We start from the raw sequence: 22,611 nt of genomic DNA on the forward strand, positions 1-22,611 counted from the left end.
AGAATTAGAAGTATTTATTTGTCAGATAGTTTTTCTGTGCTATTTAAATTGGGTCTGTGGAACAGTCTTAATTGAGATTTTGTTTAGATGGAGCAAAAGAACAAGTTTATGAAGTGATTTGAAAGACATATATATCCAGATACCGAAAGGAGAGATATGATAATTACTAATCTTGAAAGTCAGAAGGAACCATGTTTGAGAAAGAACAGAAATCGAGTGATTTGAAAGACATATATATCCAGATACCGAAAGGAGAGATATGATAATTACTAATCTTGAAAGTCAGAAGGAACCATGTTTGAGAAAGAACAGAAATCGATTTGAAAAAATCATGATAGAAAGTAGAAAAAAATTTACTTACACATACAATCGTTTTGACAGACCTATTGTAGGAATCTATCATCAGGAAGTACATTCTATAGAAATTATTAATGCGGATCAGATGTATAAAAATGGGGAAGAATCTGATACTCAGATTAAGTTGAAACAAATAACAAAAAATAGTCCTGTAGCAATTGCATTGTTGGTTACGGGACCAATGGTAGGTTTTTTGGGTTATTTGCTCTACAGAGAACATAAGGTAAATAATCAGATGGATGTGGAAGATATATTTGATATTCCACAAGATGACGATGAAGCAATTAGCAATATTATCGGTAATGATGATGGAAATCTTATCGATTCAGGTAATGTTAGGGAGGTGGATTCACAGGTAAAGGAATTGGCTCAGTGTAATCTTAACAAATTAGAAATTGTAACTAATAAGCGAGTAGTACATTTAGAGATGAATGTTGAGAGTAAAATCGATATCGTAGTTAAGTAAGAGAGTACTGGTTTATATGAAAATAAAGATATTCGAATTCTAAGCCATACTATGAAGTTAGAAAAGTTACGGCATTGTCACAATAATTAATAACCATATATCTTAGGTGGAGACGGAAAGAAGACTGGAAATGAGTAGTGATTTAAATGACCTAGAAATGGCGAAAAATGTTTTGAAAATTTCAAAAGATGAAAATGATTCTAATGAGGTAGCAATTACATACAGCCCTGACAGTGTTAAATTAATTGAGCAGGGTGCGAGATATATTGGAGTTGCGCTTGGTGCTGAGCATAATGTAGATCCGTTAAGTAATACAACGGCGTATCATTTGATTTCTACCTCAAGAGATTGTGTTGTAATCGTTTTGCGTAACCGTCCATCGTTATTAGATTTTTCTTTATCGATATACAATTTCTTTTAAAATATGAAACTGTAAAGATGATGGTTATTTGATATAATTTTAATATGAATTGTTGCTTGTACAAGTAAAACATATAATGTGCGCATTATAAAGATAAAGGAATAATGTGGGATTGTAATTGTAATAAAACACATTATAGATTGGAGGAATTTATGAGCAAAGTTAGAGTAAACGAAGGCTATGAGCTTTACCAAATTATTACAGATTTTGGGGATCCTTTGGAAATTTTCCGAGAAGGTATTCAAAATTCTTTTGATGAAGATGCAACCCAAATGTATATTAAAGTTTATGAACAGCGTAAAATTAGTGGAAGCTCTTTGATTATAGACATAATAGATAATGGTAATGGGTTATTGAGAGAAAAGATAGCTTCCTTTTTTGATGTTGCTAACTCAAGTAAAATAACGGAGGATTTTGTTCCTAACGGAAAACATGGTTATAAAGGTCATGGGTCAAAAGTGTTTTTTAATGCGGACGAGGTGCACATATGTTCAAAAACGGAAAATGGAGATTATTGGGCTGTTAAGATGGAAAAGCCTATAGAACAAATTGCAGAAAAACATGAATTACATTATTCAGATTTCATGGAACCGTCAGAGCTGGGGATTTCTTTGCCAAATGATTGGGTGTCAGGATTCTGTGTTAGAATTATTGCTCCCAGATATTTTGGAACGCAATATACAAGGTTTAAATTAACCATATATATTTAAGAGATTATTGCAGGTGGTACTCTATTATAGGTACAATTGAGACGGCATATAATGAAGAATTGAAAAACAAAAATATCAAATTATATTTGTGTGGACTGCTACAAGAAAATTTCCAGAAAAAATACAAAGATTTGTGTGATTGTGATCCTGTTCCCAAATTTGTGGATACGGAATTAGGAAAATTTGAGGAAATTTCATTAGGACATTATTTTCCAGATGAAAGAGTAACGGACACTGCCATGAAAAAATATGCAAAGAAAATTGGAAGTAATAAGGCGTCATACATGTTTTATAGTAAGATGGTTTATAATGAAACTATAACAACGGGAAGTCTTTCCTTTAAGCTGATTATCAATTTGGAAGGATATGAAACAAAGAGAAGGTATGATTTGTTACTATCAAAACAGGGGAGAGCTAGTACAGAAGAAAATCATACGGATGGGGAAAGGTATGGATTGTGGGCTTGCAAAGGTGGTGTTCCAGTTGAAAAAGTTGATGACTGGCTTGTTGGAGGAAAAGGTGTTGGCTCTTATACATATATGCAGGCGTTTATAGATTGTGATGATTTTCAATTAACGGCCAACCGTGGTTCTATAAGAAATACTGATATTGAAAAGCTAGACCTGATAAAAAAAGAAGTAAATAAGGTGTTTAAAAGCAAAAGAGTGAATGATGCAATGCAAGAAAGACAAGATTGGGAGCTGATGGAGAAAACAATTTCATCTATTGATTCGGATGCTAAAGAACTGAAAAAGAGATATAATGCAAGAAAGACAAGAAAAAAGATTATTTTGCCAGATGGAACAGAAATATTGGAGCCAACTAAAAATAAAAGTGGATATTCGGAGTCGGAGACATTTGTAGTGTTGCTTACAATAATGGAACACTATCCAGATTTATTTAAGTTTAGCTTGCTGGATTACAATACAACAAAAGGGATTGACTTTGTTGTGGATGTTATGGGATCTCCAAAGTATATAGAATTAAAAGGTACATTAACCAAAAAGATCAATCATCCATTCAGATTAATCTACAAATTTATTTGCTATGATTTGGATGTTGCAAAAAATGAAATAGTGGAGGATATAGAACCGTTTAAAACAACATTGAAAATAAATAAAAATGATAATTTCGAATCGAATAATGAAGAGTTTAACTTAAAACCATACACAAGTTTTTGCTTGCAGCCTGAGGGGACAGCAACTATCCAAAGTATGGAGATTATCAATTTGAAGACTTTTTTAGTTGAGGTGCTTGGAGTTGTAATAGAATAGAGGTTAAGAGTGCTTGGAATAGTAAGTGATACGATTCTGGATTTGGAATCCGTACATGGTTTTGACATGTTTACTTAATTGTTAAAAGCATTCTATCTACACATTCAAAAATATATTGAGTTGACAAGAGAAAAAGCTTATAATAAACACAACTGAGAGGAGATTTGCAGTGGCACAAAGTAAAAACGAGATTACAGAAGAAAATCTCAAAATGCTTGCTGGATTCCGGCTGTTAGATGATGACTTTATGACGATGGTATTTGACCGCAATATAGAAGCGACGGAGTTGGTTCTAAATATTATTTTAGGACGGACTGATTTGAAAGTTCTTGAAGTGATAGCACAGAGAGAATATAAAAGTCCAGTTACCGGTGGTCGAACAATTGAGCTTGATATTTATGCACAGGATGCTGAGGGCAAGATTTACAATATCGAGGTACAGCGTGCGGATGCGGGGGCAGATGTTCACCGGGCAAGATTTCACAGTAGCATGCTTGATACGAGAATGTTGGAGGCGAAACAGAAGTTTAAGGAAATTCATGATTCATATGTCATTTTTATTACAGAAAATGACTTTATGGGACAGGGATTACCAATGTATCACATCGAGCGAATAGTTAGGGAAACAGGAGCATTGTTTAATGATGGATCACATATCATATATGTGAATGGTAGTTATAAAAATGACGATGATCCTGTTGGTAGACTGATGCACGATTTTCGATGTACCAGTGCAATTGATATGTTTTATGAAGCATTGCAAAAGCCTGTTAGACATTTTAAGGAAACGGAAGGAGGTCGAAGTCAAATGTGCAAAGCAATGGAAGAGCGACTTGACAGGGAAAGGATAGAAGTGTTGTTTGAGGCTATTCAAAGTTTAATGGAAAATATGAAAATTTCTGCGGAACAGGCGATGGAGGCTATGAATGTTTCAGCAGAGGATAAAGCGATTTTGATAAAGAAATTTTAGCATTTATGGTGATTGTAACTTAACAGAATAACTGACACAAAGGGACATTCAACATGAGATCAGTGGAGAGAACCCGGGAAATGACGGGAAACCCCGAGAATACAAGGGTTTTGACGATTCGACCGAGGAAAAAGTGAGACGCGTGTGACAGGAATAATGAGAAAACTGTCCGCGTGTCTTTTTTCGTGCGTAAAATCAAGAAGAAAGAGGCGGAAGTGCCTGAAAGCATTGGAATAATCAGCACTTGCGCCCCTCTCCGGTTGGTTGGTTAGGTTGTAAGGATATTATAGCACGAGGGTGATCAGATTGAAATGCCCGAAGCGTTGTAACGTGGCGTTACCGCGTTACTGATATTCTGTTTTCAATGTGCATAAAATGTGGATAAACCCAGTAAATACAAGGGTTTTCACGAATAACGCCCCATTTTCGGAGCGTTATTTTGCGTTATTCGTCCGGTAGATCAGGAGCGAAAAATCGTCCGGAGCAATTCTACAAAACGGAACCACGCGAAAAGCTATGTAGAATTGGCTTAAAATGGGGCTTTTCTCCGTTTTTTCGTGAAATAGTTCCGTCCGGAGCAATTCTACACATTTTTGAGGCTTTAAGGGTTACAAGTAACCCAAAAAGACCACAAAAAAATCAAGCCAATTTGTCACTCACTTCACCATCGTCTGAATTGGATAATGTTGCCATTTTTTCTCCGTCCCTTTTTACCTTGCGGAGCTTCAGGGCAAGCAGTCCCATGAGTTCATCCTGATCGTCCTGATCGAGCTGACGGAAACCCTTCAGGAGTTCCACTTCTACCTCTGATCTAAAATCTTCGGATGAGGAGATGATAGCATTCTCTGCATCCGGAGTTTTTCCGGTTGCCAACCAATCCATAGAACACTGAAGAACTTCTGACAGTGCATGAAAAATGATAATTGATGGTGTTCGGTTTCCGTTTTCAATCTCACTCAACGCCCCGGAGGATATGCCACAAGCGGACTTGATGTCATTCTGCGTGAGGTGCAACTCTTTTCTTCTATCTCTAATTCTTTCACCAATACTCTTCATAATTATTTCCATATAGACCTCTCTTTCTTCGGATGCGGAAAATATTCTCCGAATAATGAAGAATGTTCTTGACATTCTCCGGATACGGAGATATACTTATCCTTGCAAGGGGGTTACTTGTAACCCAACAATTATATCAAGCATTTCTGAAATTCACAACCGGAGTTCTCCGGAAAATAAAGGTAAATCGTCCGGGTCAGGACAAAGGAATGGATAACAGGAAGGGGAATGAGTATGACTCCCGAGGAAATGTGCAGATCATGCAGACATGAAGCGTACTGCATGGCAGCATATCAGAAAGATCATTGGTGTGGTAATCACACCGGGAAGGAAGGTATCGGATGCAGAAGCATGAGTTCGAGGAACGAATTGAAAGCACGGTCAGCGATGAAGACTACAAGCTCATCGAGTTCGTCTACCAATTCCATCCGGTAATTAGAAACGTGTCCGGCAAGGACGAAGTAGCAGAACTGTATAAGAGCTTTGGCATGGCACTCTTCAGGGATATGGAACCAAGAGCCAAGAAAGCAAAAGAAGTGGAAGAGAAGATGACATCATGCAGGCTTGAGATAGAGACACTCACAGAGTTGCTTGCCACACGCAAAGCCGAGATGAAAGACCTTGAGGCAGAGCTTCAGGAGCTCCGTATCTGATAGATATAGGAAGGTGGCGAAGCAATGAAGTACAGATTGACCGGGGAGGAAATGGAACTCCTCGCGATGCACAGGGCAAAGCTCGATGCCAAACTTGAGATCGTCTCTGAGAAGAAGGCGGAACTTGAGGAAGAGGCTGCCGAGCTTGACGGTATTCTCAACGTAATTGACAAAATCATTGACAGTACGGAGGTGGAATACTGATGAAGAATGGAAAAGTCCCTACATTGGAACAGAAGAAGATCATGAAGGCTCATGGATTGAACCCGGACAGTTGGCTTGTAGTCAAGAATCTGCCGGACTCCCTCACGATTGTGAGCAGGATGTCCCTGAAGAAGGTTGGAAGCAAGCCGAAGCAGAGGACGATCTCCAAAGAGCTGTAGGTCAGGAAGGTAGGTTGTAGTGGAGAAACAGAAATACATAGAGGCAGGCGAGAAGCTGAGGCTTTTTACTTATGAAGAGACAAGGAACCAAATGAATGCGTATGCAGTCGGGGTGATAGAAGATCGACCCCCAAAAGGTACCATTATCATTCACAAAGTAGGCGAGGCTGTAGGCTGTCAGAAGCAGGACTGAGAGTGTAAGAACTACAGCGAGGTGAGTAGATGAAAGCGAAGCAGATGGAGCTGACTGCCTCGGGAAACAAGTGAAGAAAAGGCTTATTGACAAGGGTATGACTCAGGTCGAGCTTGCTGCTTTGATCGGATGCAATAAGCAGTATCTACACAAAATCCTGTGCGGTGAGCGTAGCGGAAAGAAGTACCTTGAGGATATATCGAGGGTTTTAGACATTGAAGTAGCAGCATGAAGGAGGTGAGACGTTTGGCTGAATATGTCACATTGATTGAGGCTGCCGAGCTTGAAGGAGTGAAGTACAAGACGATGGCACAGCGGCTGAACCGGAACCCGGACAAGTTCGACACGATGACTGAGAAGTCAGAGAACGGAGGCAAGGACGCGGTACTGGTGGCAGTTGCATCCTTATCCAAGAAGGCAAGGAACGCGTGGAAGGAACGGGCGAAGCTGAAAGAACTTTCCGGAACAATTTCCCCGGAGGGCGAAGCACAGCCGGAGCCGGAAGCCCCGTGGTATGTCGAGGCGGATGTGGATTGGTACATTGAAAACTACAGAGAGCAGTGGTACAAGGGCATGGAGCTCGGCAATGTGATCAGGGAGTTTCTTCAGTATGACGGAGCGAACAAGACGGAATATGCCGAGCAGTACGCTCAGGAGCATCTCGGCTCAGGCAAGAGAACGCTGTACCGATATGTGAAGGCGTACAACGAAGCCTGTGCATGGGCGGACAAGCTTCAGAAGGAGTCCGGTGTCGGGTTCGAGTTCTTCAAAGTGCTGTGCCTGTGCCGGAAGCCTAAAGAGTCCGGTACCTTCCCGAGCATCAAGCCGGAGGTCAAACAGGTGATCAAGAACATATGGTTCAACGAAGACTTTGCGGCAAACCTTGGAACTCGTGAGATGCTGTATGAGAAGCTGACACTGGTAGCCAACGTCAACAAGTGGGAGAAGATACCGTCCTATCAGACGGTGACGAGATACATCACATACCTCATGGAAGATGAGGGAATGAAAAACGCCCACTTCTTGGCATCAAAAGGAAGCAGGGAATACAAGAACAAGGTTATGGTCAAAGGAAGCCGTGACACGAGCGGACTCAAGGTCATGCAGATCGTCATGGGTGATGAGCATACCTCGATTGTTGGGTTGCATACAAGCAGCCGAACGGTAAGGTTATCCCGATCAAGCCGCACTTAGCGGCATGGGTTGACATGAGGAGCAGGGCAATCATGGGCGATGTCCTTTGCAAGGATGCAAACAGTGACATCCTGAAGCAGTCCCTTCTCAAAATGATGTACTCGGAACCGGGAGGCATTCCGGAGTACCTCTACATAGATAACGGTAAAGACTACACGGCAAAGACGATGACCGGGCGCGACAGGAACGACCGGAGCGGCATGGACTTCGATGATACGACCAAGGGCTTTTACAAGTCCATTGGTATCAAGGATGACCACAGAGCCCTCCCTTATGAGCCTTGGAGCAAGGGTCAGATCGAGCGATTCTTCCGGACGGTGTGCAATAAGTTCACGAAGTGGTTCAAGAGCTACACAGGTACACTGACGGGTTCCAAGACATCCGATAAGGTGACAAAGGACATCAAGAGGATGTGTGAGAACGGAGAGCTCCTGACGATGGAAGAGTTCTATGAGGAATGGCACAAATGGCTGACTGAGGTCTATATGCACACAGAGCATGGCGGACTGAAGAAAGCCAAGGAAACGCACAAGACCCCATATGACTGCTTTATGAATGAGGAGAGATACTTCAAAGCGGCACCGCCGAAGTCTTATGCAACACTTCTGATGATGAAGTCAGAGAACGTGCTTGTCAGAAACATCGGAATTGTTCGGTGGGGATTCGAGTACCGATCAGACGAGCTGTGTGACTACATCGGAAGGAAAATGGATATCAAGTACGACCCGGATGACATGAGCACCCTGTATGTATTTGATAAGAACGGCAAGAAGGTCTGTGAAGCCTACTGTCAGGAACTGCTTCAGGTAGCTCCGAAGGTATCACAGAAGGCTCTTGAGGAACATCTGAAGATGCAGAAACGTCAGCAGAAACGCGACAGGGAAAGACTTGAAGAGGCTCGCATCCCGTTTGAGGAGATCAATGAGCAGTATGTTGGCTTTAATGAGACCACAGGCGGCATCGAACTGATGAAGGGTAAGCAGAAGCAGAAAGGCAAAGTGATCGCCATGCCGGATGACAGAACCTACTCTCAGGGATTCCGGGCAGACAAGAAAGAAGAAACAGAAGACAGCAGCTATATGAGCAATAAAGCCGAGAGCGCACTCAGAAAGCTCCGGGCTATGGGAGATTAAGATGACATTATATCAGAGTTTTGTGCTCGTCATGGTACTTGCGGTCATCGGAGCGTGCACCATCATATTCCTTGCATTATGCGGAGTATTGGTACTGCTTGATAAGATCGTCAAGAACATCAGACGCGGCATCATACGAAGAAAACGGTTGAGAAAGTAAGAAAGGAAGGTTGTAACTATGGAAGCATTGGAAAGCAAGACCTACACAACAGAGAAGACACTGGCAGAACAGATGAACGAGAGACTTAGAGAACTGAAGATGACAAAGGCAGAGGCAGCGATGCGGATGAACTACTCCCGTCCGGCACTGAGCCAGTACCTCAATGGGAAGTACGGCTCTGACCCGACAGAGATTGAAAAGAAGATCACGGAGTTCCTGCTCGCAAGCGGCGGCATGGAAGGAGTTCCGGAAACACCTGAGACAACGGAAGGTACCGGACTGAAGCTGAAGTCGAAGGTTGAGTTCTTCGAGAGCCGGGACTTCATCAATACCATCGGAGTGTGTCAAGCTTGTCAGGAGAATATCGGACTCGGCATCATTGTCGGAAAGTCCGGACAGGGCAAGACCCACGCACTCAAGAAGTATGCAAAGCTTCAGAGAGTGGCATATATCGAGTGCGATGATACGATGGCTTGCCGGGACTTGGTGGAAGCGATCGAGATGGAGCTCGGGATGCCGAGGAGCACAGGCGGAACCATATGGAGCCGCGTGAACCGCATCCGAGAGTTCTTCAACGTCAATCAGGGATATCTCCTGATCATTGACGAGGCAGACAAGCTCATCAATAAGTACACACAGAAGAAGATGGAGATACTCCGTGGAATCTTCGATCAGAGCGATGTCGGCATCGTGATCGCAGGAGAGCCAAGACTTGAGACAGAGCTGAAGAGTTCCCTGACACGCTTTGCAAACCGCATGGACTTCTACTATAAGCTCAAAGGACTGAATCAGAATGAGGTCATGGACTACTTGGAAGGCTTTGACATTGATGAGGCAGCTATGGGCGAGCTGATCAGCAGGGCAACAAACCACAACAACGGCTGCTTCCGTTTACTGGACAGAACACTCAACAACGTGCTCCGTGTCCTGAAGGAACGCGGAGAGAGTAAAGTGACACTGAAGATCGTTAGCGAAGCATCAAGCATGATGATGTTATAGGAAGGAGAGAGCAGCATGAAAAAAGTGAGTATTGTTATCAATGGACAGTATGAGGAAGAGATCGGGCTTGAGATTCTTCAGGGAATCTATGCAGCCATTCAGAACCACGGATACACAGATGTGAGCGTGCAGGCTGAGACTGTGAATCAGTGCAAGGAGATTGAGATTCCGGCTTTTCTTACAGGGTACGCAAGAGGAGCAGCGGCAACGGTAGGAAGCGAGAGGAGAAAGAGGGGGTAATATGGCAGCAAAAGCAGATACAACGGCAGGCATCCGGAAGCTGTGGGGAATTGCCAAGAGCCCGGAGCTGAGACTCTCAGATGAAGACCTCCACCTTGTAGTGCAGGCACACACCGGGAAAGACAGCATCAAGGAACTCAACAACCGGGAACTGAATACCTGTATCCGCGTCCTTCTCAATATGAAGGATAGCGCGAAGGGCAAGAACGGAAGCACCAAGAGACGAAGATCAGGGAACCCGGCTACAGAGAATCAGCGCAAGAAGGTCTATAAGCTGACACAGGAACTCGGTTGGGAGAAGCCTGCAAGGGTCAACGGACTGTGCATGAAGATGTTCAAGGTCAGCTCCGTGGAGTGGCTCAACTATCAGCAGTGCTCCAAGCTGATCGAAGCTCTCAAGAGCATGGCTGCAAGGAAGGAGAAGCAGGATGAAGGATTGCAGGCTGACAATAACAGTCAGGGATGATGATATCCGGTGCGAGATGGAGAACATCAGCATGGTCGAGCTTGCAACCCTGTCCGGATATCTTCAGATGTTGGTCGGTCAGGAGGCAATCGCGAGAGGCGTGGATATCGAAGAGGTTAAGACAAACCTTCTCGATGTCCACCTTGAATCTATGATCAGCCTTGAAGATCAGCTTAAACAGGGCAAGCTCAAAGTCAATAACGAGGAGGTGGAGTATGGCGAAGAGGAAGACTATGACTAAGGCACAAAAAGCTATGAATGCCAAGATTAAGAAAGAGCTTCAGGAGAAAGGCATCGTCCCACCGAACAAGCCGAGGCTAAACCGGAAGAAGTATATCGAGGAAGCCCGGGAAGAATGGAACGGAAGGGATGCGGAATATTATGCATGGGATGTGTTCCTGTATCAGGCAATCAGCATCATGCTCGGGCATACAGAACAGCACCTGCGAGCCTCTCCTGAAGCGGTGGGAGTGGCGAAGACCCTGAAGCTTGCACTCCGGCTCAAGGAGTTCCGGGACAAGCTGAAAGAGGAAGGCAGGGACACCTATACAATGGGTGAACAATATGAGTACATCAAAGACATCTTAGATGCCTAGAAAGGAGCAGCACATGAGCACAGCGTACAAGAAAATGACGAGCCACGGCTCTATCAGCATTCCAGTGGCAATGCGCCGGGAGCTTGGTATTGAGGGCAAAGACCCGATGATTGTGGAGAATGATGGCGGAAAGATCACGATAAGCCCGTACACACCGAGATGCATCTTCTGCGGAACCACTGAAGAGGTGAAACAGTTCCACGGAAAGGGAATCTGTCCGGGATGCGCGGCAAAAGCGATCGCAGGATTTGAAAGAGAAAGAGGTGAACAGTAGTGGATGCAAAGAACATGAAGACAGAGGAACTGATCGGAGCCCTTGTGGAGCTTGACAAGCAGGGCAAGGAGAACAGAGCCCTCACCAATGCCTACAAAGCAGAGCTTCAGGCAAGAGGCATCAGCATCATGGATGACCACAACGTGAAGTTTGTGAAGTTCTATGGAGAAGAAGGCAGTGCGGCTGTCACGGACAGCATGAGCCTTGACATCTTAAATCCGGACAAGCTCAAGGAATTGGTTGGAGAGGGTGTATGGAAGACAAAGGTCAAAGAGAACACGGAGACCAAGTACAAGTGTGACGGCAAGTTTGAGAAGATGCTCAAAGCAATCTTCACCGGGGACTACACCTTTGAGATGTCACTGGAAGAGTTCCTTGATCAGATGCCACTCAAACCGGACGATAAGCAGAAGAAACTCCTGCTCAAGAAGCTGAAGGGCGATTTTGAAAAGGATAAGGATACCCTCACATCTGTGCTTCTTGGAGGAGTAAAGGATGGGGAATCGGCTCCGGACTTCGATGTGGAACTGTGGTACATCTACCGCATCAAGAATGCGGAGCTCATCCGGGCATTCCTTCCGGAAGAGCTGATTGACAACACCATCAACGAGATCAGGAAGTGCATCCTTGTGGAGACTAAGACTTCCATCACGTTAGATTATAAAGAGGAGGAATAGACATGGCAGAACAGACAAAGGTGCTCCGCAGTGAGCACACAAAGGACATGAGCCCTGAAGAGCTTGCGGAGCTTCAGGAGAAGGTCGGACAGATGTCCGAGGAAGAGCTCAAGGCATTCCGCAACAGCATGAATCCGGATGATATGGGATTCTTCGGAGAGGAGAGTGTGGACGATGACAGCACCAAAGATTGAGAAACTCCTCACACCATACAACTTCACAAATGCAAATAATGTGGGGCGTATCAAGTATATCGTCATCCACTATGTGGGGGCTCTTGGAGGCGCGTGGGCGAACTGCCACTATTATGCTTCCAAGTACCTCGGAGCATCCGCCCACTACTTTGTAGGTTTTGAGGGTGAGATATGGCAGAGTGTTGAGGATGAGGATATCGCATGGCACTGTGGAGCTAAGAGCTACAAGCACGCAGAGTGCAGGAACAGCAACTCTATCGGCATCGAGCTCTGTGTCCGCAACAAGGGCAGTCAGGCAGACACTTCCAAGGATTGGTACTTTGAGGACGCGACCGTGGCATCCGCGATCGAGCTGACACAGTACCTGATGAAGAAGTACAACGTCCCGGCTGATCATGTTATCCGTCACTACGATGTTACCGGAAAGATTTGCCCGAACCCTTACGTCTACAACACGACCAAGCACGTATGGGATGCGTTTAAGAAAGCGATCGCCACGGACGGAGCAGGGACAGAAGATACAAGTAAGATGACAAAGATCACAGGAAAAGCTGTGGCTACGGCAGAACAGATGACAGCCTACATCAAAGCCAAGAATGCAAAGGTGCCGCAGAGCGTCCTTGATATGATTCCCTTCTATTTATCTGAAGGAGAGGCGGAGAATATCCGCGGAGACATCGCCTTCGCACAGAGCTGCCTTGAGACCGGGAACTTCACCTTCTCCGGCAGTGCTGTGAAGCTCTCACAGAACAACTTCTGTGGCATGGGAGTGACAGGCAATGGAATGACAGGCAACAGCTTCAATACCCCACAGCTTGGTATCAGGGCACAGATACAGCACCTGAAGGCATACGCCAATACAGTGAAGCTCAAAGGGGAATGCATTGACCCACGCTTCAAATATGTGACGAGAGGCAGTGCCCCGTATGTGGAATATTTAGGTATTCAGGAGAACCCGAAAGGGAAGGGATGGGCTGCCGGAGCCGGATACGGTAAGAAGATACTCACCATACTGGCAGCGATCACAGGAACCAAGGCGGATGAGAAACCACAGACACCTCAGCAGCCTCAGACACCACAGAAACCACAGGAGAACGCGACAGAGTTCAAGCCGTACCTCATCACCACGACTACAGAGGCACTCCGTATCAGGGATAAGCCGAACGGAAGTATCGTGGGAGCTATCCGCGAAAGAGAAGGACACAAGAACAAGTACACCATCGTTGAGGAACAGAACGGATGGGGAAGATTGAAGTCCGGAGCCGGATGGATAAGCTTAGAGTTCTGTAAGAAGACAGGCGAGACAACAGAAGCCTTTGTACCATACCTCATCACCACGACAACTGATGTACTCAACATCAGGAAGACACCAAACGGTGAGAAGGTAGGAGCTATCCGGGAAAAGGAAGGACACAAGAACAAGTACACCATCGTTGAAGAGAAGAACGGATGGGGAAGACTTAAGTCCGGAGCCGGATGGATAAGCTTGGAGTTCTGTAAGAAAGCCTCATGATAAGGAGTGAGGATACAGATGAACGTAGACGAACTGACAAGGCAGCTCATCGGGGAGACGAAGATAGATGATATCTCAGAGAGCTACCGCCCTGTAGTGGAGATCATTGGAGTTGATAAGTTTATAGAACTTAGCGACTACGCCAAAGGCGATGAACTATACTTCCCCAAGATAGAGAACATCATCGCCCCGGCAAGAAACAGACGAATCAAGAAGGAGTGGAACGGGTACAATCTGAAGCAGCTTGCCGAGAAGTACAACCTGACCACAAAGCAGATATCCAACATCATCAAAGATGAGCCCATGATCGGGCAGATGACCATATTCGATATCCCGACAGAATGATTTGTGACAATTAAAATGGGAAAAAACCTACGGAAACAGTTCCCCTATAACGTCCCTGAAGAGCAGGGTAAGATAAGAGCATGGATTTTATCCATGCTCTTATTGCGTTTACGGCATTCTCAAAATTTTAGTCAAAGGAGTTGGTAAACATGGCAAATTTAACAGCAGATTTTTCACAGTACATTCTCTTCATCGGAGTGTTGGCGTTTGTGGTGTCCGTCATCACAGAGGCACTCAAGAAATGGGAATGGTTCGACAAGAAGGTTCCCACCGCGCTTGTCGTGATCTGCCTGTCCCTCGTGTTATGCCCGGTAGCGATGCTTGGCATGATGCAGTACCTGAAGCAGCCTATTGAGTGGTACATGGTCTTCGCGTCCTTTGTGGCAGCATTTATCGTGGCACTGGTGGCAATGGATGGATGGGAAAGAGTGACGGAGCTTGCAGAGAAGCTGATCAAAAAGGGATAACCTATGGATTATGTCATTACCTTTTCGGACGTTATGGCAGGAGTGATCGCCCTCGGAGGAAGCGTCCTTGTGTTCTTTATACGTTCGTGGTTCAACAAGCTGAGTGAGAACACAGAAGAGATCAAGAAACAGATAAAAGAGAATGATGAGAAAGTCAATAAGAGAATCGACAAACTGGAAGACGAAACGGATGGAGAGATAGCAAACATCAAGCAGGAATTGAACAACATCAAAGGGGACTTTGCTACCACGTTCGTACTCCGGGAGGACTTCTTCCGCTCCATGAACGGAGTGGAGGACAGGATGAGGAGCATTGACGGAAAGATCGACAAGCTCCTGATGCAGAGCAACAGAAAAGAGTGAGGTGAACAAAGTGAATGACTTAGAAAAAGCAGAGATCAAGCAGAACAAGGCGATCAGGGGATATATCATCCGGTGCCTAGTGAAGGGATACAACAACACAGCCCTCACAAGACAGTTATCCAATGCGATGATTGCAGCCGGACTCATTATATCCCCGGACATCAGCAAGTATCTTGATTATCTTCAGGGAGCCGGATACATCGAATTTACGGAGGAAAAGGTTACAGCCTACAATGCCTATGCCAATGATGCAGTCATCAAGCTCACCAAAGCAGGCGTTGACCTTGCCGAAGGAACAACCGATGACAATGGAGTTGATATCTGATGGGTGAGAAAAGAAACAAGCAGAGAATCAACTCCAAAATTGACGAGCTCCCTGAAGATTTACACACGAAAGTGGATGTGATGCTTGCTGATACATCGAACAGCTACGAATATATCAGCAATTCCTGAAACAGGAAGGCTATGAGATATCAAAGTCGAGTGTCGGAAGGTATGCCACACGCTCCAACAAAGCAATGCAGAGGCTCCTCGAGGCACAGGCTCAGACAGATCGGCTGATACAGGCGGTGAAGAGCAACCCGGATGCGGACTACACGGAAGCTGCCATGATGCTGACCATGAACGGACTGCTCAACAAGGTGGCTACGGCGGAGGAAGAGTGGGATGAGATGCCACTGGATAAAGCAGGCAGGCTGATCGCCTCACTGTCACGCACAAAGGTGTATAAGGACAGAGTAAAGCAGGACATGAGGAAAAAGGCGGATATCGCCTTCCAAGAGCTTGAAGCTGACATGATGAAGGTGATCAAGCAGGATGAGGAGTCAGTCAGGATGCTCAAGACCATTCTGACAAAAGCAAAGGATAGGATGATGCAGGATGATTGATATTGAAGCTTGGCTCCGGGAACTGGATGAAGAAGAGGATGTTGATATCAAGAACAATGAGGAATATCAGACCAAACTCTTCGAGGAATACGTTCTCAGAGGCACGAACCATGCAGAAGAGCGCAGAAAACTGAATAAACGGTACCGGGAAGGTGAGCCTGTGATGGGCGAGCACGGTCTCCGGAAAGAGTTGGCGGCGTTTGACCTGTCCTACTTCGGAAGGGCATATCTTCCACACTATTTCATCAGGAAATCCCCCCATTTCCATGAGGAACTTGATGAGATATGGGAAAAAGGGGTTATGAAAGACCTGAACCCAACAAAGGAAGCGAGGACAATCTCCCGGATGAAGGGGTCAAGGAATGTCACAGCAGCTCCTCGAGGTCATGCGAAGTCCACAAACTTCACTTTCAAGGACGATCTCCATGCGATCCTGTACGGATACAAGCACTATATCATCATTTTGTCGGATTCTTCCGAGCAGGCGGAAGGCTTCCTTGAGGATATCAAGACGGAGCTTGAGGAAAACGCGAACATTATCATGGATTTTGGCAGCCTGAAGGGTGATAAGGCATGGAGATCGGGAGTTATCCTGACATCTACAAATATCAAGGTGGAGGCAATCGGTTCCGGAAAGAAAGTCAGAGGACGAAGACACCGGAATTGGAGACCCGACCTGATTGTACTGGATGATATCGAGAATGATGAGAATGTAAACACTCCGGAGCAGAGAAGAAAGCTGAAGAGTTGGTTTGAGAAGGCTGTCTCGAAGGCAGGAGATACCTACACGGACATCATGTACATTGGAACCATTCTACACTATGACTCGCTGCTCAACAACGTGCTCCAAAACCCGAGATACAAGGCGAAAAAGTACCGGGCGGTGATCTCGGAGGCAGTCAATACCAAGCTGTGGGATGAATGGGAGAGTATCTACACCAACCTCTTCGATGAAGACCACGAAGCACACGCCCGGAAGTTCTATGAAGAGCATGAGGCAGATATGCTGCTCGGTACCGAGGTACTGTGGGAAGAGAAACTCTCCTACTATGACCTGATGGAAGTCAAGATATCTGAAGGAGAGGCATCCTTCAACTCAGAACTTCAGAATGACCCGATCGACCCGGACAATGCGACATTCAATCCGGAATGGTTCGACTATTATGAGCCGGAGCTTATGGACTTTACAAGTCCGGAGTTCATTTTTGTCGGAGCGAATGACCCGTCACTGGGTAAGAATAAGAAGTCAGATACAAGCTCAATCATCAACTTAGCTGTCTCGTTAAAGAGCGGCTATATGTATGTGGTAGATGCCTCTGTGGAGAAGAGAAAGCCGGATGTGATCATCGAGGATGTCTTCGAGATGAACCGGAGACTGAAAAGGGACTGCAAGAAGGGCTTCTTCAAGTTTGGAGTCGAGACCGTACAATTTCAGTATTACTTCAAGGAAGTCATGGCTAAGAAATCAGCAGAGGAAGGTGAGTACCTTCCGATCGAGGAGATACAGTCCAGTGTCAACAAGGTACTCCGCATCGAGTCCTTGCAGCCACTGATCAAGAACAAGTACATCAAATTCAACCGGGAACACAAAGCTCTTCTGAAGCAGCTCCAAGAGTTCCCGATGGGGAAAAACGATGACGCGCCTGACGGTCTTCAGATGGCGGTACAGACCGCACAGAACGTCAAGGGTGCAGCGATAAAGACAAGTTACAAGAGTATCATCCGGAGACGTTTCCGGATGGGAAAAGGAGCCTACTAGGAGGTGAGAGACGTTGGCGAAGAGAAAGAAGAAACAGAGAGGGAAAGAAGCAAAACCTTTTGACCCGTCCATTGACACCGGGGCAAAGAGACCTGTCACGGCAAGGGTGGCGGTCGGGGATGTAAATGACAAGTACAGCGACTATCCCTCCAACGGTCTGACCCCGGGAAGGCTCGCCCGGATATTCCGGCAGGCAGATGAGGGTGATGTCAGGGCACAGATGGAACTCTTTGAGGAGATGGAGGAGAAAGACACACACCTCTTCTCACAGATGCAGACCCGAAAGCTTGCCGTGACCGGACTGGACTGGGAGGTTCAGCCGTTCTCCAAGGATGACCGGGACAAAGAGATCGCGGACTTTGTGGATGAACAGCTCAAGAGCATCGAAAACTTTGACAATGTGCTGATAGATATGCTTGACGCGATCGGCAAGGGCATCAGCATCATGGAACTGAGTTGGACGGTGGAAGACGGACGCAACGTCATTGATGATATCGAGTATGTCCACCCTAAAAAATTGATATGGGATGGAACGACTGATGAGATGAAGGTGTGCACCAAAGACTTCCCTTCCGGCATCGAGCTCCCTGAGAATAAGTTTGTGGTACACAGGTACAAAGCGAAGTCGGGACATCCGAGCAGGGCAGGAGTCATGAGAGTGGTCTCATGGATGTACCTGTTCAAGAACTACGATATCAAGGACTGGGTGAGCTTCTGTGAAGTCTTCGGGATGCCGCTCAGACTTGGCAAGTACGATGCGTCAGCGTCAGAGGATGACAAGAGACAGCTCATGGAAGCGATCATCTCCCTTGGAACGGATGCAGCCGGAATCGTGCCAAGCTCCACGATGATCGAGTTTATTGAGTCCAACAAGACCACGAGCGTAGAGATTTATGAGAAGCTCGCAAGATACTGTGATGAGCAGATGTCCAAGGCTATCCTTGGACAGACACTGACATCAGACAGTGGAGGTGGAAGCTACGCTCAGTCAAAGACCCACAATGATGTCAGACATGACCTGACGGTGGCAGACGCGAAAGCTCTTGCTGTTACGATCAGGCGAGACATCATCCGACCTCTTGTGGAGTTTAACTTCGGAGAGGATGCGGAGCTGCCGTTCTTCACATTCGACTGCCAAGAGGTGGAAGATCAGAAGGAGACGGTGGAGATATACAAGACCCTTGTCTGCGACATGGGACTTGAGATACCAAAGGGACATATATACAAGAAGTTTAGCATCCCGGAACCGGAAGATGGCGAGGAGGTACTGAAGCTCCGGTCAAACAGATGGCTCCTGCGGTGACAGGCGGCTCGGAAATCCTTCCGGAAAAAACTTCCCCGGAGGATGTGAAAACCCTGAAGGATGGAGCTAATGAGCAGCAACAGGTTGATGGAATCGTGAGCATGGCAAACAAACAGGCAGCGGACATCTTCCGCGAGATGCTCAAACCGATTCTCAAAGTAATTGACACAGCTTCGGACATGGATGAACTGCAAGCAGTCCTGAAGGATGAGGCAAAGCTCAAGGAACTATATGGACAGATGGAGAGTCCGGAGCTTGATGACATGATACAGCAGGGGATATATCTGTCCCACCTTGTAGGAAGGAGCATGGACTGATGGAAGCTAAGTATGGACTATCCCGGGACTTCATCTTCAAGGATGCCGTGAGGTTCCTGAAGGGGAAGAGAGCACTGACAAGCGAGGAGTACAGGCTTCTCGATGACGAGAGCAGGGCAAAAGCATTCACAGTATCCGGATACACAAGCCTTCAGATGCTTCAGGAGTTCCTTGACTGCCTGACAAAGGCGGCAGAGGAAGGAACAACAAAAGAGCAGTTCCTGAAGGACATGAACAACTTCCTTGAGGAGCATGGATACGAGGGGATGAACCCGTGGAAGAGTGACAACATCTTCCGGACGAATATGCAGACGGCTTTTAATGCCGGACATTACAAAAGTATGACCGATGAAACAACCAAGAAGATGCGACCGTACTGGCAGTATAAGACAGCCGGAGATGGACACGTCAGGGAAACACATCAGGCGATGGCTGAGAGGGTGTTCCCGGCAGATGACCCGATATGGGACGTGTGGTACCCTCCCAACGGATTCCGGTGCAGATGCATGGTTGTGAGCCTGACAAGGGCACAGGTAGAAAGGAGAGGGTTGACCGTTGAGCATGAGATACCGTATGACGTGGACTACTCCACAGGGGAAATCATCCCGGCGTTTCCGGACAAGGGCTTCTCCAATAACCCGGCGAAGGCAGTGTGGAAGCCTGATATGACAAACATATCAGAGCCGCTCCGGAAGGTGTTTAAGGAAAGAAATACAGCAAAGAAACAGTGAAGCGTCACAAGACGCTCAGAACGAAGAAAAGGTTCTAGGTGGAGAAATACTCGCCCACGAACAGAATACCGCGTTATAACGCGTAATAACGCTATCAAACGCAAGTTAAGAGGTGGCAAGCATGAATGGATGGAAGGTGTGCGCCGGAGAAGGAGTAGAAGTATCCGGAGTACCAAGTGAAATCAAAATACTTCCACTTGGACGAGTCCACTCCCAAAAAGGGGACTTTACAGTAGACGATGAGAGCGTGGAGCTCATCCGAAAGCAGTTCAAGGACAGGAAGCTTGACCTTGTGATCGACTACGAGCATCAGACACTTGCAGATGTGCAGGCTCCGGCAGGCGGATGGATAAAGGACATCTACAAAGGAGATGATGCACTGATCGCTAAGGTCGAATGGACACCGAAGGCTACAGAATATCTGAAGAATAAAGAATACAGATACCTGTCCCCGGTTGTCATGGTGAGAAAGAGAGATCAGAAAGCTACAGCACTCCACTCTGTGGCTCTGACCAATACCCCGGCTATTGATGGGATGTTCCCTGTGGTGAACTCCCTGACTATAGAGGACTATTCAGAAGGAGGAACAACAATGGATTTGAAGGAAATCGCAAAAGCCTCGGGCTCCCGGAGACTGCAACCGAAGAGGAAGTCAAGAAGGCGGTTGAGGAAGCAGGAAAAGCAGCACAGAAGATCAAAGAGATGGAAGAAAAGGGAGAAGGAAGCACAGGTGAAGGAGCTGATGCCTCTGCGGAGGTTGTGGCTAACAGCACAATCCTGAAGCTCCTTGAACTGGATGAGAATGCAAAGACTGAAGATGTTGCAGCTTCCATCATGGCTCTGAAGACAGGTGGAGACAAGGCAACGGCAGCGACCGTGCTTGCCTTAAAGGAGAAGATCGAGCGCAAAGAGGCAGAGGAAGCGGTACAGCTTGCACTCAAGGAAGGCAAGATCACCGCAGCACAGATTGACTGGGCGAGAGAATATGCCCTGAAGGATGCAGATGGCTTCAAGAAATTCATGGACAAGGCGGTGGCAGTAGTTCCGCAGGGCAAGATGGCTCTGAAGGATGCCCCGGCTGACAATACCAAGACGGATGATGTTGACATGGCTATTCTGAAGAACTGCGGCATCTCCAAGGAAGACATGGAGAAATACTACAAGAAGGAGGACTAATCATGATCAGAACAGGAAATGAAAAGACAGGCAACAGCCTGCTTAACATCCCGGTGAAAGCCGGACAGACACTGACTGAGTGTACCATGCTGTGATCAATGCGGAAGCTATGCCGAAACTGCGACAAAGGCAGTGGGAAAGATTGTGGCAGGATGCGTGCAGCGTTTCTGCGATAACGCAACCGGAGTGGATGGAGCTGCCACGGTAGAAGTCAAGCGCGGAACATTCGTGTGGGAGAATGATGGAACCATCAAGAACACTGACCTGCTCAAGCCTTGCTATATCAAGGATGACGTGACAGTGAGCCTGACTGCGGAGGGTTCAAGCTATGCAGGAATCATCCTCGCAGTGGAAGATGACGGTGTGACCGTTGACATGATGACCCAGTACAGGGAAACAGTTACAGGAAAATAAGGAGGACTAGAAAATGATTGTAAATCAGGCAAATTTGCACGGACTGGCAGTCAGCTACTCAACAGCCTACAACAAGAGCTTTGAAGCTACACAGTCCAATTATCAGAAGATCGCCACCACGGTTCCGAGCACCACGGGCGAGCAGAATTATAAGTGGCTCGGACAGATGCCTCGAATGAAGGAGTGGATTGGCGAGAGGGAAGTACAGAGCCTTGCAGCATATGACTACTCTATCAAGAACAAACCTTTTGAGATGACCATCGGGGTACCAAGAGATGATATCGAGGATGACAAGTATGGAGTGTACACCCCACTCTTCTCAAACATGGGAGAAGCTGCCGCACTGCATCCGGATGAGCTCACGTTTGGCGCACTGATGAACGGGTTCACAGCAAAGTGTTATGACGGAAAAGCCTTCTTTGCGGCTGATCACAAGATGGGCGGTGTTACATACAGCAACTTAGGAACACAGGAGCTGTCCATGGAAAGCTATAAGGCTGCGAGAGCTTCCATTATGAGCATCCGTGGAGACAAAGGAAAGAGCCTCAAGCTCGTGCCTGACCTTCTTGTGGTATCGCCTGCAAAGGAAGAGGAAGCAAGAACCATCTTGGAAGCTGAACTGATCAATGGCACAAGCAACATCATGAAGGGTACAGCAAAGCTTCTTGTGGAGCCGGAGCTTGCAGAACATCCGGACTATTGGTTCCTGTTATGCACCAACCGATTCCTGAAACCTATCATCTATCAGGAGAGAAAGAAGATCAAGTTCACTTCCTTCACTAAGGATACCGATGAGAACGTGTTCATGAACAATCAGTTCATCTACGGAGCTGACGGTCGTAGCAATGCCGGATATGGCTTCTGGCAGATGGCATATGGTTCCACCGGAGCAACAAAGGCACAGGGTTAAGGAGTAATGA

The 22,611-nt window shown here is 46.3% G+C and carries 35 protein-coding genes and 1 pseudogene; 35 read left to right on the top strand and 1 reads right to left on the bottom strand.

Annotated elements, in window-relative coordinates:
- Positions 1-298 precede the first annotated feature (298 nt).
- The 5 genes from DXA20_RS12730 (at position 299) to DXA20_RS12750 (ending at position 4,198) form a co-directional block, all read left to right on the top strand.
- Positions 299-823 (top strand): hypothetical protein, encoded by a 525-nt coding sequence (locus tag DXA20_RS12730; protein ID WP_147403754.1) that lies wholly within the window; start codon positions 299-301, stop codon positions 821-823.
- Positions 824-953: 130 nt separating this feature from the next.
- Positions 954-1,244, top strand: a complete 291-nt coding sequence (locus tag DXA20_RS12735) for a hypothetical protein (protein WP_118561265.1) — start codon at positions 954-956, stop codon at positions 1,242-1,244.
- A 152-nt stretch (positions 1,245-1,396) separates the two neighbouring features.
- The gene (locus DXA20_RS12740) at positions 1,397-1,954 is read left to right on the top strand and encodes an ATP-binding protein (RefSeq protein ID WP_158577234.1); all 558 of its coding nucleotides are present in this window, start codon (positions 1,397-1,399) and stop codon (positions 1,952-1,954) included.
- 59 nt (positions 1,955-2,013) lie between these two features.
- Positions 2,014-3,228 (top strand): hypothetical protein, encoded by a 1,215-nt coding sequence (locus DXA20_RS12745; RefSeq protein ID WP_118561269.1) that lies wholly within the window; start codon positions 2,014-2,016, stop codon positions 3,226-3,228.
- A 169-nt stretch (positions 3,229-3,397) separates the two neighbouring features.
- Entirely contained in the window at positions 3,398-4,198 is an 801-nt protein-coding gene (locus tag DXA20_RS12750; RefSeq protein ID WP_243100650.1) for a PD-(D/E)XK nuclease family transposase, read from the top strand.
- A gap of 639 nt (positions 4,199-4,837) precedes the next feature.
- On the opposite strand, the gene DXA20_RS12755 is transcribed toward DXA20_RS12750, so the two are convergent.
- Positions 4,838-5,266 carry a helix-turn-helix domain-containing protein gene (locus tag DXA20_RS12755; protein ID WP_118561271.1) on the bottom strand — a complete coding sequence of 143 codons (429 nt, stop codon included), beginning with the start codon at positions 5,264-5,266 and terminating at the stop codon, positions 4,838-4,840.
- A 329-nt stretch (positions 5,267-5,595) separates the two neighbouring features.
- Between DXA20_RS12755 and DXA20_RS12765 the strand changes: the two genes are divergently transcribed.
- The 30 genes and pseudogenes from DXA20_RS12765 to DXA20_RS12885 all read left to right on the top strand — a co-directional run bounded on the left by DXA20_RS12765 (position 5,596) and on the right by DXA20_RS12885 (position 22,601).
- Positions 5,596-5,907, top strand: coding sequence for a hypothetical protein (locus tag DXA20_RS12765; protein ID WP_199877079.1), 312 nt, complete (start codon positions 5,596-5,598; stop codon positions 5,905-5,907).
- Between the two features lie 24 nt (positions 5,908-5,931).
- The gene (locus DXA20_RS12770) at positions 5,932-6,111 is read left to right on the top strand and encodes a hypothetical protein (protein WP_118561275.1); all 180 of its coding nucleotides are present in this window, start codon (positions 5,932-5,934) and stop codon (positions 6,109-6,111) included.
- On the top strand, positions 6,111-6,290 hold the full coding sequence (locus DXA20_RS12775; protein ID WP_118561277.1) for a DUF6906 family protein: 180 nt from the start codon (positions 6,111-6,113) through the stop codon (positions 6,288-6,290). The genes DXA20_RS12770 and DXA20_RS12775 overlap by 1 nt, the downstream gene beginning before the upstream one ends.
- Before the next feature lie 19 nt (positions 6,291-6,309).
- Positions 6,310-6,483 (top strand): hypothetical protein, encoded by a 174-nt coding sequence (locus DXA20_RS16245; protein ID WP_158577235.1) that lies wholly within the window; start codon positions 6,310-6,312, stop codon positions 6,481-6,483.
- Between the two features lie 70 nt (positions 6,484-6,553).
- On the top strand, positions 6,554-6,715 hold the full coding sequence (locus DXA20_RS12780) for a helix-turn-helix domain-containing protein (RefSeq protein WP_243100652.1): 162 nt from the start codon (positions 6,554-6,556) through the stop codon (positions 6,713-6,715).
- A 14-nt stretch (positions 6,716-6,729) separates the two neighbouring features.
- Positions 6,730-7,677 carry a hypothetical protein gene (locus DXA20_RS18020; RefSeq protein WP_330420943.1) on the top strand — a complete coding sequence of 316 codons (948 nt, stop codon included), beginning with the start codon at positions 6,730-6,732 and terminating at the stop codon, positions 7,675-7,677.
- Positions 7,662-8,810, top strand: coding sequence for a Mu transposase C-terminal domain-containing protein (locus DXA20_RS18025; protein ID WP_330420956.1), 1,149 nt, complete (start codon positions 7,662-7,664; stop codon positions 8,808-8,810). Before DXA20_RS18020 ends, DXA20_RS18025 begins: the two co-directional genes overlap by 16 nt.
- 1 nt (position 8,811) lies before the next feature.
- On the top strand, positions 8,812-8,970 hold the full coding sequence (locus DXA20_RS16250) for a hypothetical protein (protein WP_158577236.1): 159 nt from the start codon (positions 8,812-8,814) through the stop codon (positions 8,968-8,970).
- 18 nt (positions 8,971-8,988) lie between these two features.
- Complete coding sequence (locus DXA20_RS12790; RefSeq protein WP_118561281.1) at positions 8,989-9,969, top strand: AAA family ATPase; 981 nt, start codon at positions 8,989-8,991, stop codon at positions 9,967-9,969.
- Between the two features lie 15 nt (positions 9,970-9,984).
- Positions 9,985-10,209, top strand: coding sequence for a hypothetical protein (locus DXA20_RS12795; RefSeq protein ID WP_118561283.1), 225 nt, complete (start codon positions 9,985-9,987; stop codon positions 10,207-10,209).
- A gap of 1 nt (position 10,210) precedes the next feature.
- The gene (locus tag DXA20_RS12800; RefSeq protein ID WP_118561285.1) at positions 10,211-10,675 is read left to right on the top strand and encodes a regulatory protein GemA; all 465 of its coding nucleotides are present in this window, start codon (positions 10,211-10,213) and stop codon (positions 10,673-10,675) included.
- Positions 10,638-10,916, top strand: a complete 279-nt coding sequence (locus DXA20_RS12805) for a hypothetical protein (RefSeq protein ID WP_118561287.1) — start codon at positions 10,638-10,640, stop codon at positions 10,914-10,916. The genes DXA20_RS12800 and DXA20_RS12805 overlap by 38 nt, the downstream gene beginning before the upstream one ends.
- Complete coding sequence (locus DXA20_RS12810; RefSeq protein WP_118561289.1) at positions 10,891-11,271, top strand: hypothetical protein; 381 nt, start codon at positions 10,891-10,893, stop codon at positions 11,269-11,271. The genes DXA20_RS12805 and DXA20_RS12810 overlap by 26 nt, the downstream gene beginning before the upstream one ends.
- A 13-nt stretch (positions 11,272-11,284) precedes the next feature.
- The gene (locus DXA20_RS12815; protein ID WP_118561291.1) at positions 11,285-11,545 is read left to right on the top strand and encodes an AbrB/MazE/SpoVT family DNA-binding domain-containing protein; all 261 of its coding nucleotides are present in this window, start codon (positions 11,285-11,287) and stop codon (positions 11,543-11,545) included.
- Positions 11,545-12,222, top strand: coding sequence for a hypothetical protein (locus tag DXA20_RS12820; RefSeq protein WP_243100653.1), 678 nt, complete (start codon positions 11,545-11,547; stop codon positions 12,220-12,222). The genes DXA20_RS12815 and DXA20_RS12820 overlap by 1 nt, the downstream gene beginning before the upstream one ends.
- 2 nt (positions 12,223-12,224) lie before the next feature.
- A complete protein-coding gene (locus DXA20_RS12825; RefSeq protein ID WP_118561293.1) occupies positions 12,225-12,416 on the top strand; it encodes a hypothetical protein in 192 nt (63 codons plus the stop codon).
- Positions 12,397-13,929: an N-acetylmuramoyl-L-alanine amidase gene (locus DXA20_RS12830; RefSeq protein WP_118561295.1), complete on the top strand. Its 1,533-nt coding sequence runs from the start codon at positions 12,397-12,399 to the stop codon at positions 13,927-13,929. Before DXA20_RS12825 ends, DXA20_RS12830 begins: the two co-directional genes overlap by 20 nt.
- 18 nt (positions 13,930-13,947) lie before the next feature.
- Entirely contained in the window at positions 13,948-14,274 is a 327-nt protein-coding gene (locus DXA20_RS12835; RefSeq protein WP_118561297.1) for a Mor transcription activator family protein, read from the top strand.
- A 149-nt stretch (positions 14,275-14,423) separates the two neighbouring features.
- Entirely contained in the window at positions 14,424-14,741 is a 318-nt protein-coding gene (locus DXA20_RS12840; RefSeq protein ID WP_118561299.1) for a hypothetical protein, read from the top strand.
- Between the two features lie 3 nt (positions 14,742-14,744).
- Entirely contained in the window at positions 14,745-15,104 is a 360-nt protein-coding gene (locus DXA20_RS12845) for a hypothetical protein (RefSeq protein ID WP_118561301.1), read from the top strand.
- Between the two features lie 10 nt (positions 15,105-15,114).
- Complete coding sequence (locus tag DXA20_RS12850; RefSeq protein WP_118561361.1) at positions 15,115-15,429, top strand: hypothetical protein; 315 nt, start codon at positions 15,115-15,117, stop codon at positions 15,427-15,429.
- Positions 15,429-15,557: a DUF3486 family protein gene (locus DXA20_RS16845; protein WP_243100654.1), complete on the top strand. Its 129-nt coding sequence runs from the start codon at positions 15,429-15,431 to the stop codon at positions 15,555-15,557. The genes DXA20_RS12850 and DXA20_RS16845 overlap by 1 nt, the downstream gene beginning before the upstream one ends.
- A gap of 17 nt (positions 15,558-15,574) precedes the next feature.
- On the top strand, positions 15,575-15,991 hold the full coding sequence (locus DXA20_RS12855) for a phage protein Gp27 family protein (protein ID WP_243100664.1): 417 nt from the start codon (positions 15,575-15,577) through the stop codon (positions 15,989-15,991).
- Positions 15,984-17,750, top strand: a complete 1,767-nt coding sequence (gene terL / locus DXA20_RS12860; RefSeq protein ID WP_118561303.1) for a phage terminase large subunit — start codon at positions 15,984-15,986, stop codon at positions 17,748-17,750. The genes DXA20_RS12855 and terL overlap by 8 nt, the downstream gene beginning before the upstream one ends.
- A 13-nt stretch (positions 17,751-17,763) precedes the next feature.
- The gene (locus DXA20_RS12865; protein WP_330420948.1) at positions 17,764-19,053 is read left to right on the top strand and encodes a DUF935 domain-containing protein; all 1,290 of its coding nucleotides are present in this window, start codon (positions 17,764-17,766) and stop codon (positions 19,051-19,053) included.
- Positions 19,050-19,370 (top strand): phage portal protein family protein, encoded by a 321-nt coding sequence (locus DXA20_RS18030; protein WP_330420949.1) that lies wholly within the window; start codon positions 19,050-19,052, stop codon positions 19,368-19,370. The genes DXA20_RS12865 and DXA20_RS18030 overlap by 4 nt, the downstream gene beginning before the upstream one ends.
- A complete protein-coding gene (locus DXA20_RS12870) occupies positions 19,370-20,101 on the top strand; it encodes a phage head morphogenesis protein (protein ID WP_118561305.1) in 732 nt (243 codons plus the stop codon). The genes DXA20_RS18030 and DXA20_RS12870 overlap by 1 nt, the downstream gene beginning before the upstream one ends.
- Before the next feature lie 121 nt (positions 20,102-20,222).
- A pseudogene (locus DXA20_RS12875) lies at positions 20,223-21,277 on the top strand (phage protease).
- A 144-nt stretch (positions 21,278-21,421) separates the two neighbouring features.
- The gene (locus DXA20_RS12880) at positions 21,422-21,691 is read left to right on the top strand and encodes a hypothetical protein (RefSeq protein WP_243100655.1); all 270 of its coding nucleotides are present in this window, start codon (positions 21,422-21,424) and stop codon (positions 21,689-21,691) included.
- Between the two features lie 13 nt (positions 21,692-21,704).
- The gene (locus DXA20_RS12885; RefSeq protein ID WP_118561307.1) at positions 21,705-22,601 is read left to right on the top strand and encodes a Mu-like prophage major head subunit gpT family protein; all 897 of its coding nucleotides are present in this window, start codon (positions 21,705-21,707) and stop codon (positions 22,599-22,601) included.
- The last annotated feature ends 10 nt before the right edge of the window (positions 22,602-22,611 follow it).

Origin of the sequence: Roseburia sp. AM59-24XD (assembly GCF_003478445.1) — a bacterium.
Lineage (GTDB): Bacteria > Bacillota > Clostridia > Lachnospirales > Lachnospiraceae > Jutongia.

What these genes read in the sequence shown, in the direction of transcription:
- DXA20_RS12840 (WP_118561299.1), top strand. Translation starts at nt 14,424, where the DNA reads ATGGCAAATTTAACAGCAGATTTTTCACAGTACATTCTCTTCATCGGA.
- terL (WP_118561303.1), top strand. Translation starts at nt 15,984, where the DNA reads ATGATTGATATTGAAGCTTGGCTCCGGGAACTGGATGAAGAAGAGGAT.
- DXA20_RS12815 (WP_118561291.1), top strand. Translation starts at nt 11,285, where the DNA reads ATGAGCACAGCGTACAAGAAAATGACGAGCCACGGCTCTATCAGCATT.
- DXA20_RS12835 (WP_118561297.1), top strand. Translation starts at nt 13,948, where the DNA reads ATGAACGTAGACGAACTGACAAGGCAGCTCATCGGGGAGACGAAGATA.
- DXA20_RS12830 (WP_118561295.1), top strand. Translation starts at nt 12,397, where the DNA reads ATGACAGCACCAAAGATTGAGAAACTCCTCACACCATACAACTTCACA.
- DXA20_RS12885 (WP_118561307.1), top strand. Translation starts at nt 21,705, where the DNA reads ATGATTGTAAATCAGGCAAATTTGCACGGACTGGCAGTCAGCTACTCA.
- DXA20_RS12755 (WP_118561271.1), bottom strand. Translation starts at nt 5,266, where the DNA reads ATGGAAATAATTATGAAGAGTATTGGTGAAAGAATTAGAGATAGAAGA.
- DXA20_RS12810 (WP_118561289.1), top strand. Translation starts at nt 10,891, where the DNA reads ATGGCGAAGAGGAAGACTATGACTAAGGCACAAAAAGCTATGAATGCC.
- DXA20_RS16250 (WP_158577236.1), top strand. Translation starts at nt 8,812, where the DNA reads ATGACATTATATCAGAGTTTTGTGCTCGTCATGGTACTTGCGGTCATC.
- DXA20_RS12790 (WP_118561281.1), top strand. Translation starts at nt 8,989, where the DNA reads ATGGAAGCATTGGAAAGCAAGACCTACACAACAGAGAAGACACTGGCA.
- DXA20_RS12825 (WP_118561293.1), top strand. Translation starts at nt 12,225, where the DNA reads ATGGCAGAACAGACAAAGGTGCTCCGCAGTGAGCACACAAAGGACATG.
- DXA20_RS12765 (WP_199877079.1), top strand. Translation starts at nt 5,596, where the DNA reads ATGCAGAAGCATGAGTTCGAGGAACGAATTGAAAGCACGGTCAGCGAT.
- DXA20_RS12800 (WP_118561285.1), top strand. Translation starts at nt 10,211, where the DNA reads ATGGCAGCAAAAGCAGATACAACGGCAGGCATCCGGAAGCTGTGGGGA.
- DXA20_RS16845 (WP_243100654.1), top strand. Translation starts at nt 15,429, where the DNA reads ATGGGTGAGAAAAGAAACAAGCAGAGAATCAACTCCAAAATTGACGAG.
- DXA20_RS12735 (WP_118561265.1), top strand. Translation starts at nt 954, where the DNA reads ATGAGTAGTGATTTAAATGACCTAGAAATGGCGAAAAATGTTTTGAAA.
- DXA20_RS12845 (WP_118561301.1), top strand. Translation starts at nt 14,745, where the DNA reads ATGGATTATGTCATTACCTTTTCGGACGTTATGGCAGGAGTGATCGCC.
- DXA20_RS12795 (WP_118561283.1), top strand. Translation starts at nt 9,985, where the DNA reads ATGAAAAAAGTGAGTATTGTTATCAATGGACAGTATGAGGAAGAGATC.
- DXA20_RS12740 (WP_158577234.1), top strand. Translation starts at nt 1,397, where the DNA reads ATGAGCAAAGTTAGAGTAAACGAAGGCTATGAGCTTTACCAAATTATT.
- DXA20_RS12770 (WP_118561275.1), top strand. Translation starts at nt 5,932, where the DNA reads ATGAAGTACAGATTGACCGGGGAGGAAATGGAACTCCTCGCGATGCAC.
- DXA20_RS12870 (WP_118561305.1), top strand. Translation starts at nt 19,370, where the DNA reads ATGGAAGCTAAGTATGGACTATCCCGGGACTTCATCTTCAAGGATGCC.
- DXA20_RS12775 (WP_118561277.1), top strand. Translation starts at nt 6,111, where the DNA reads ATGAAGAATGGAAAAGTCCCTACATTGGAACAGAAGAAGATCATGAAG.
- DXA20_RS12805 (WP_118561287.1), top strand. Translation starts at nt 10,638, where the DNA reads ATGAAGGATTGCAGGCTGACAATAACAGTCAGGGATGATGATATCCGG.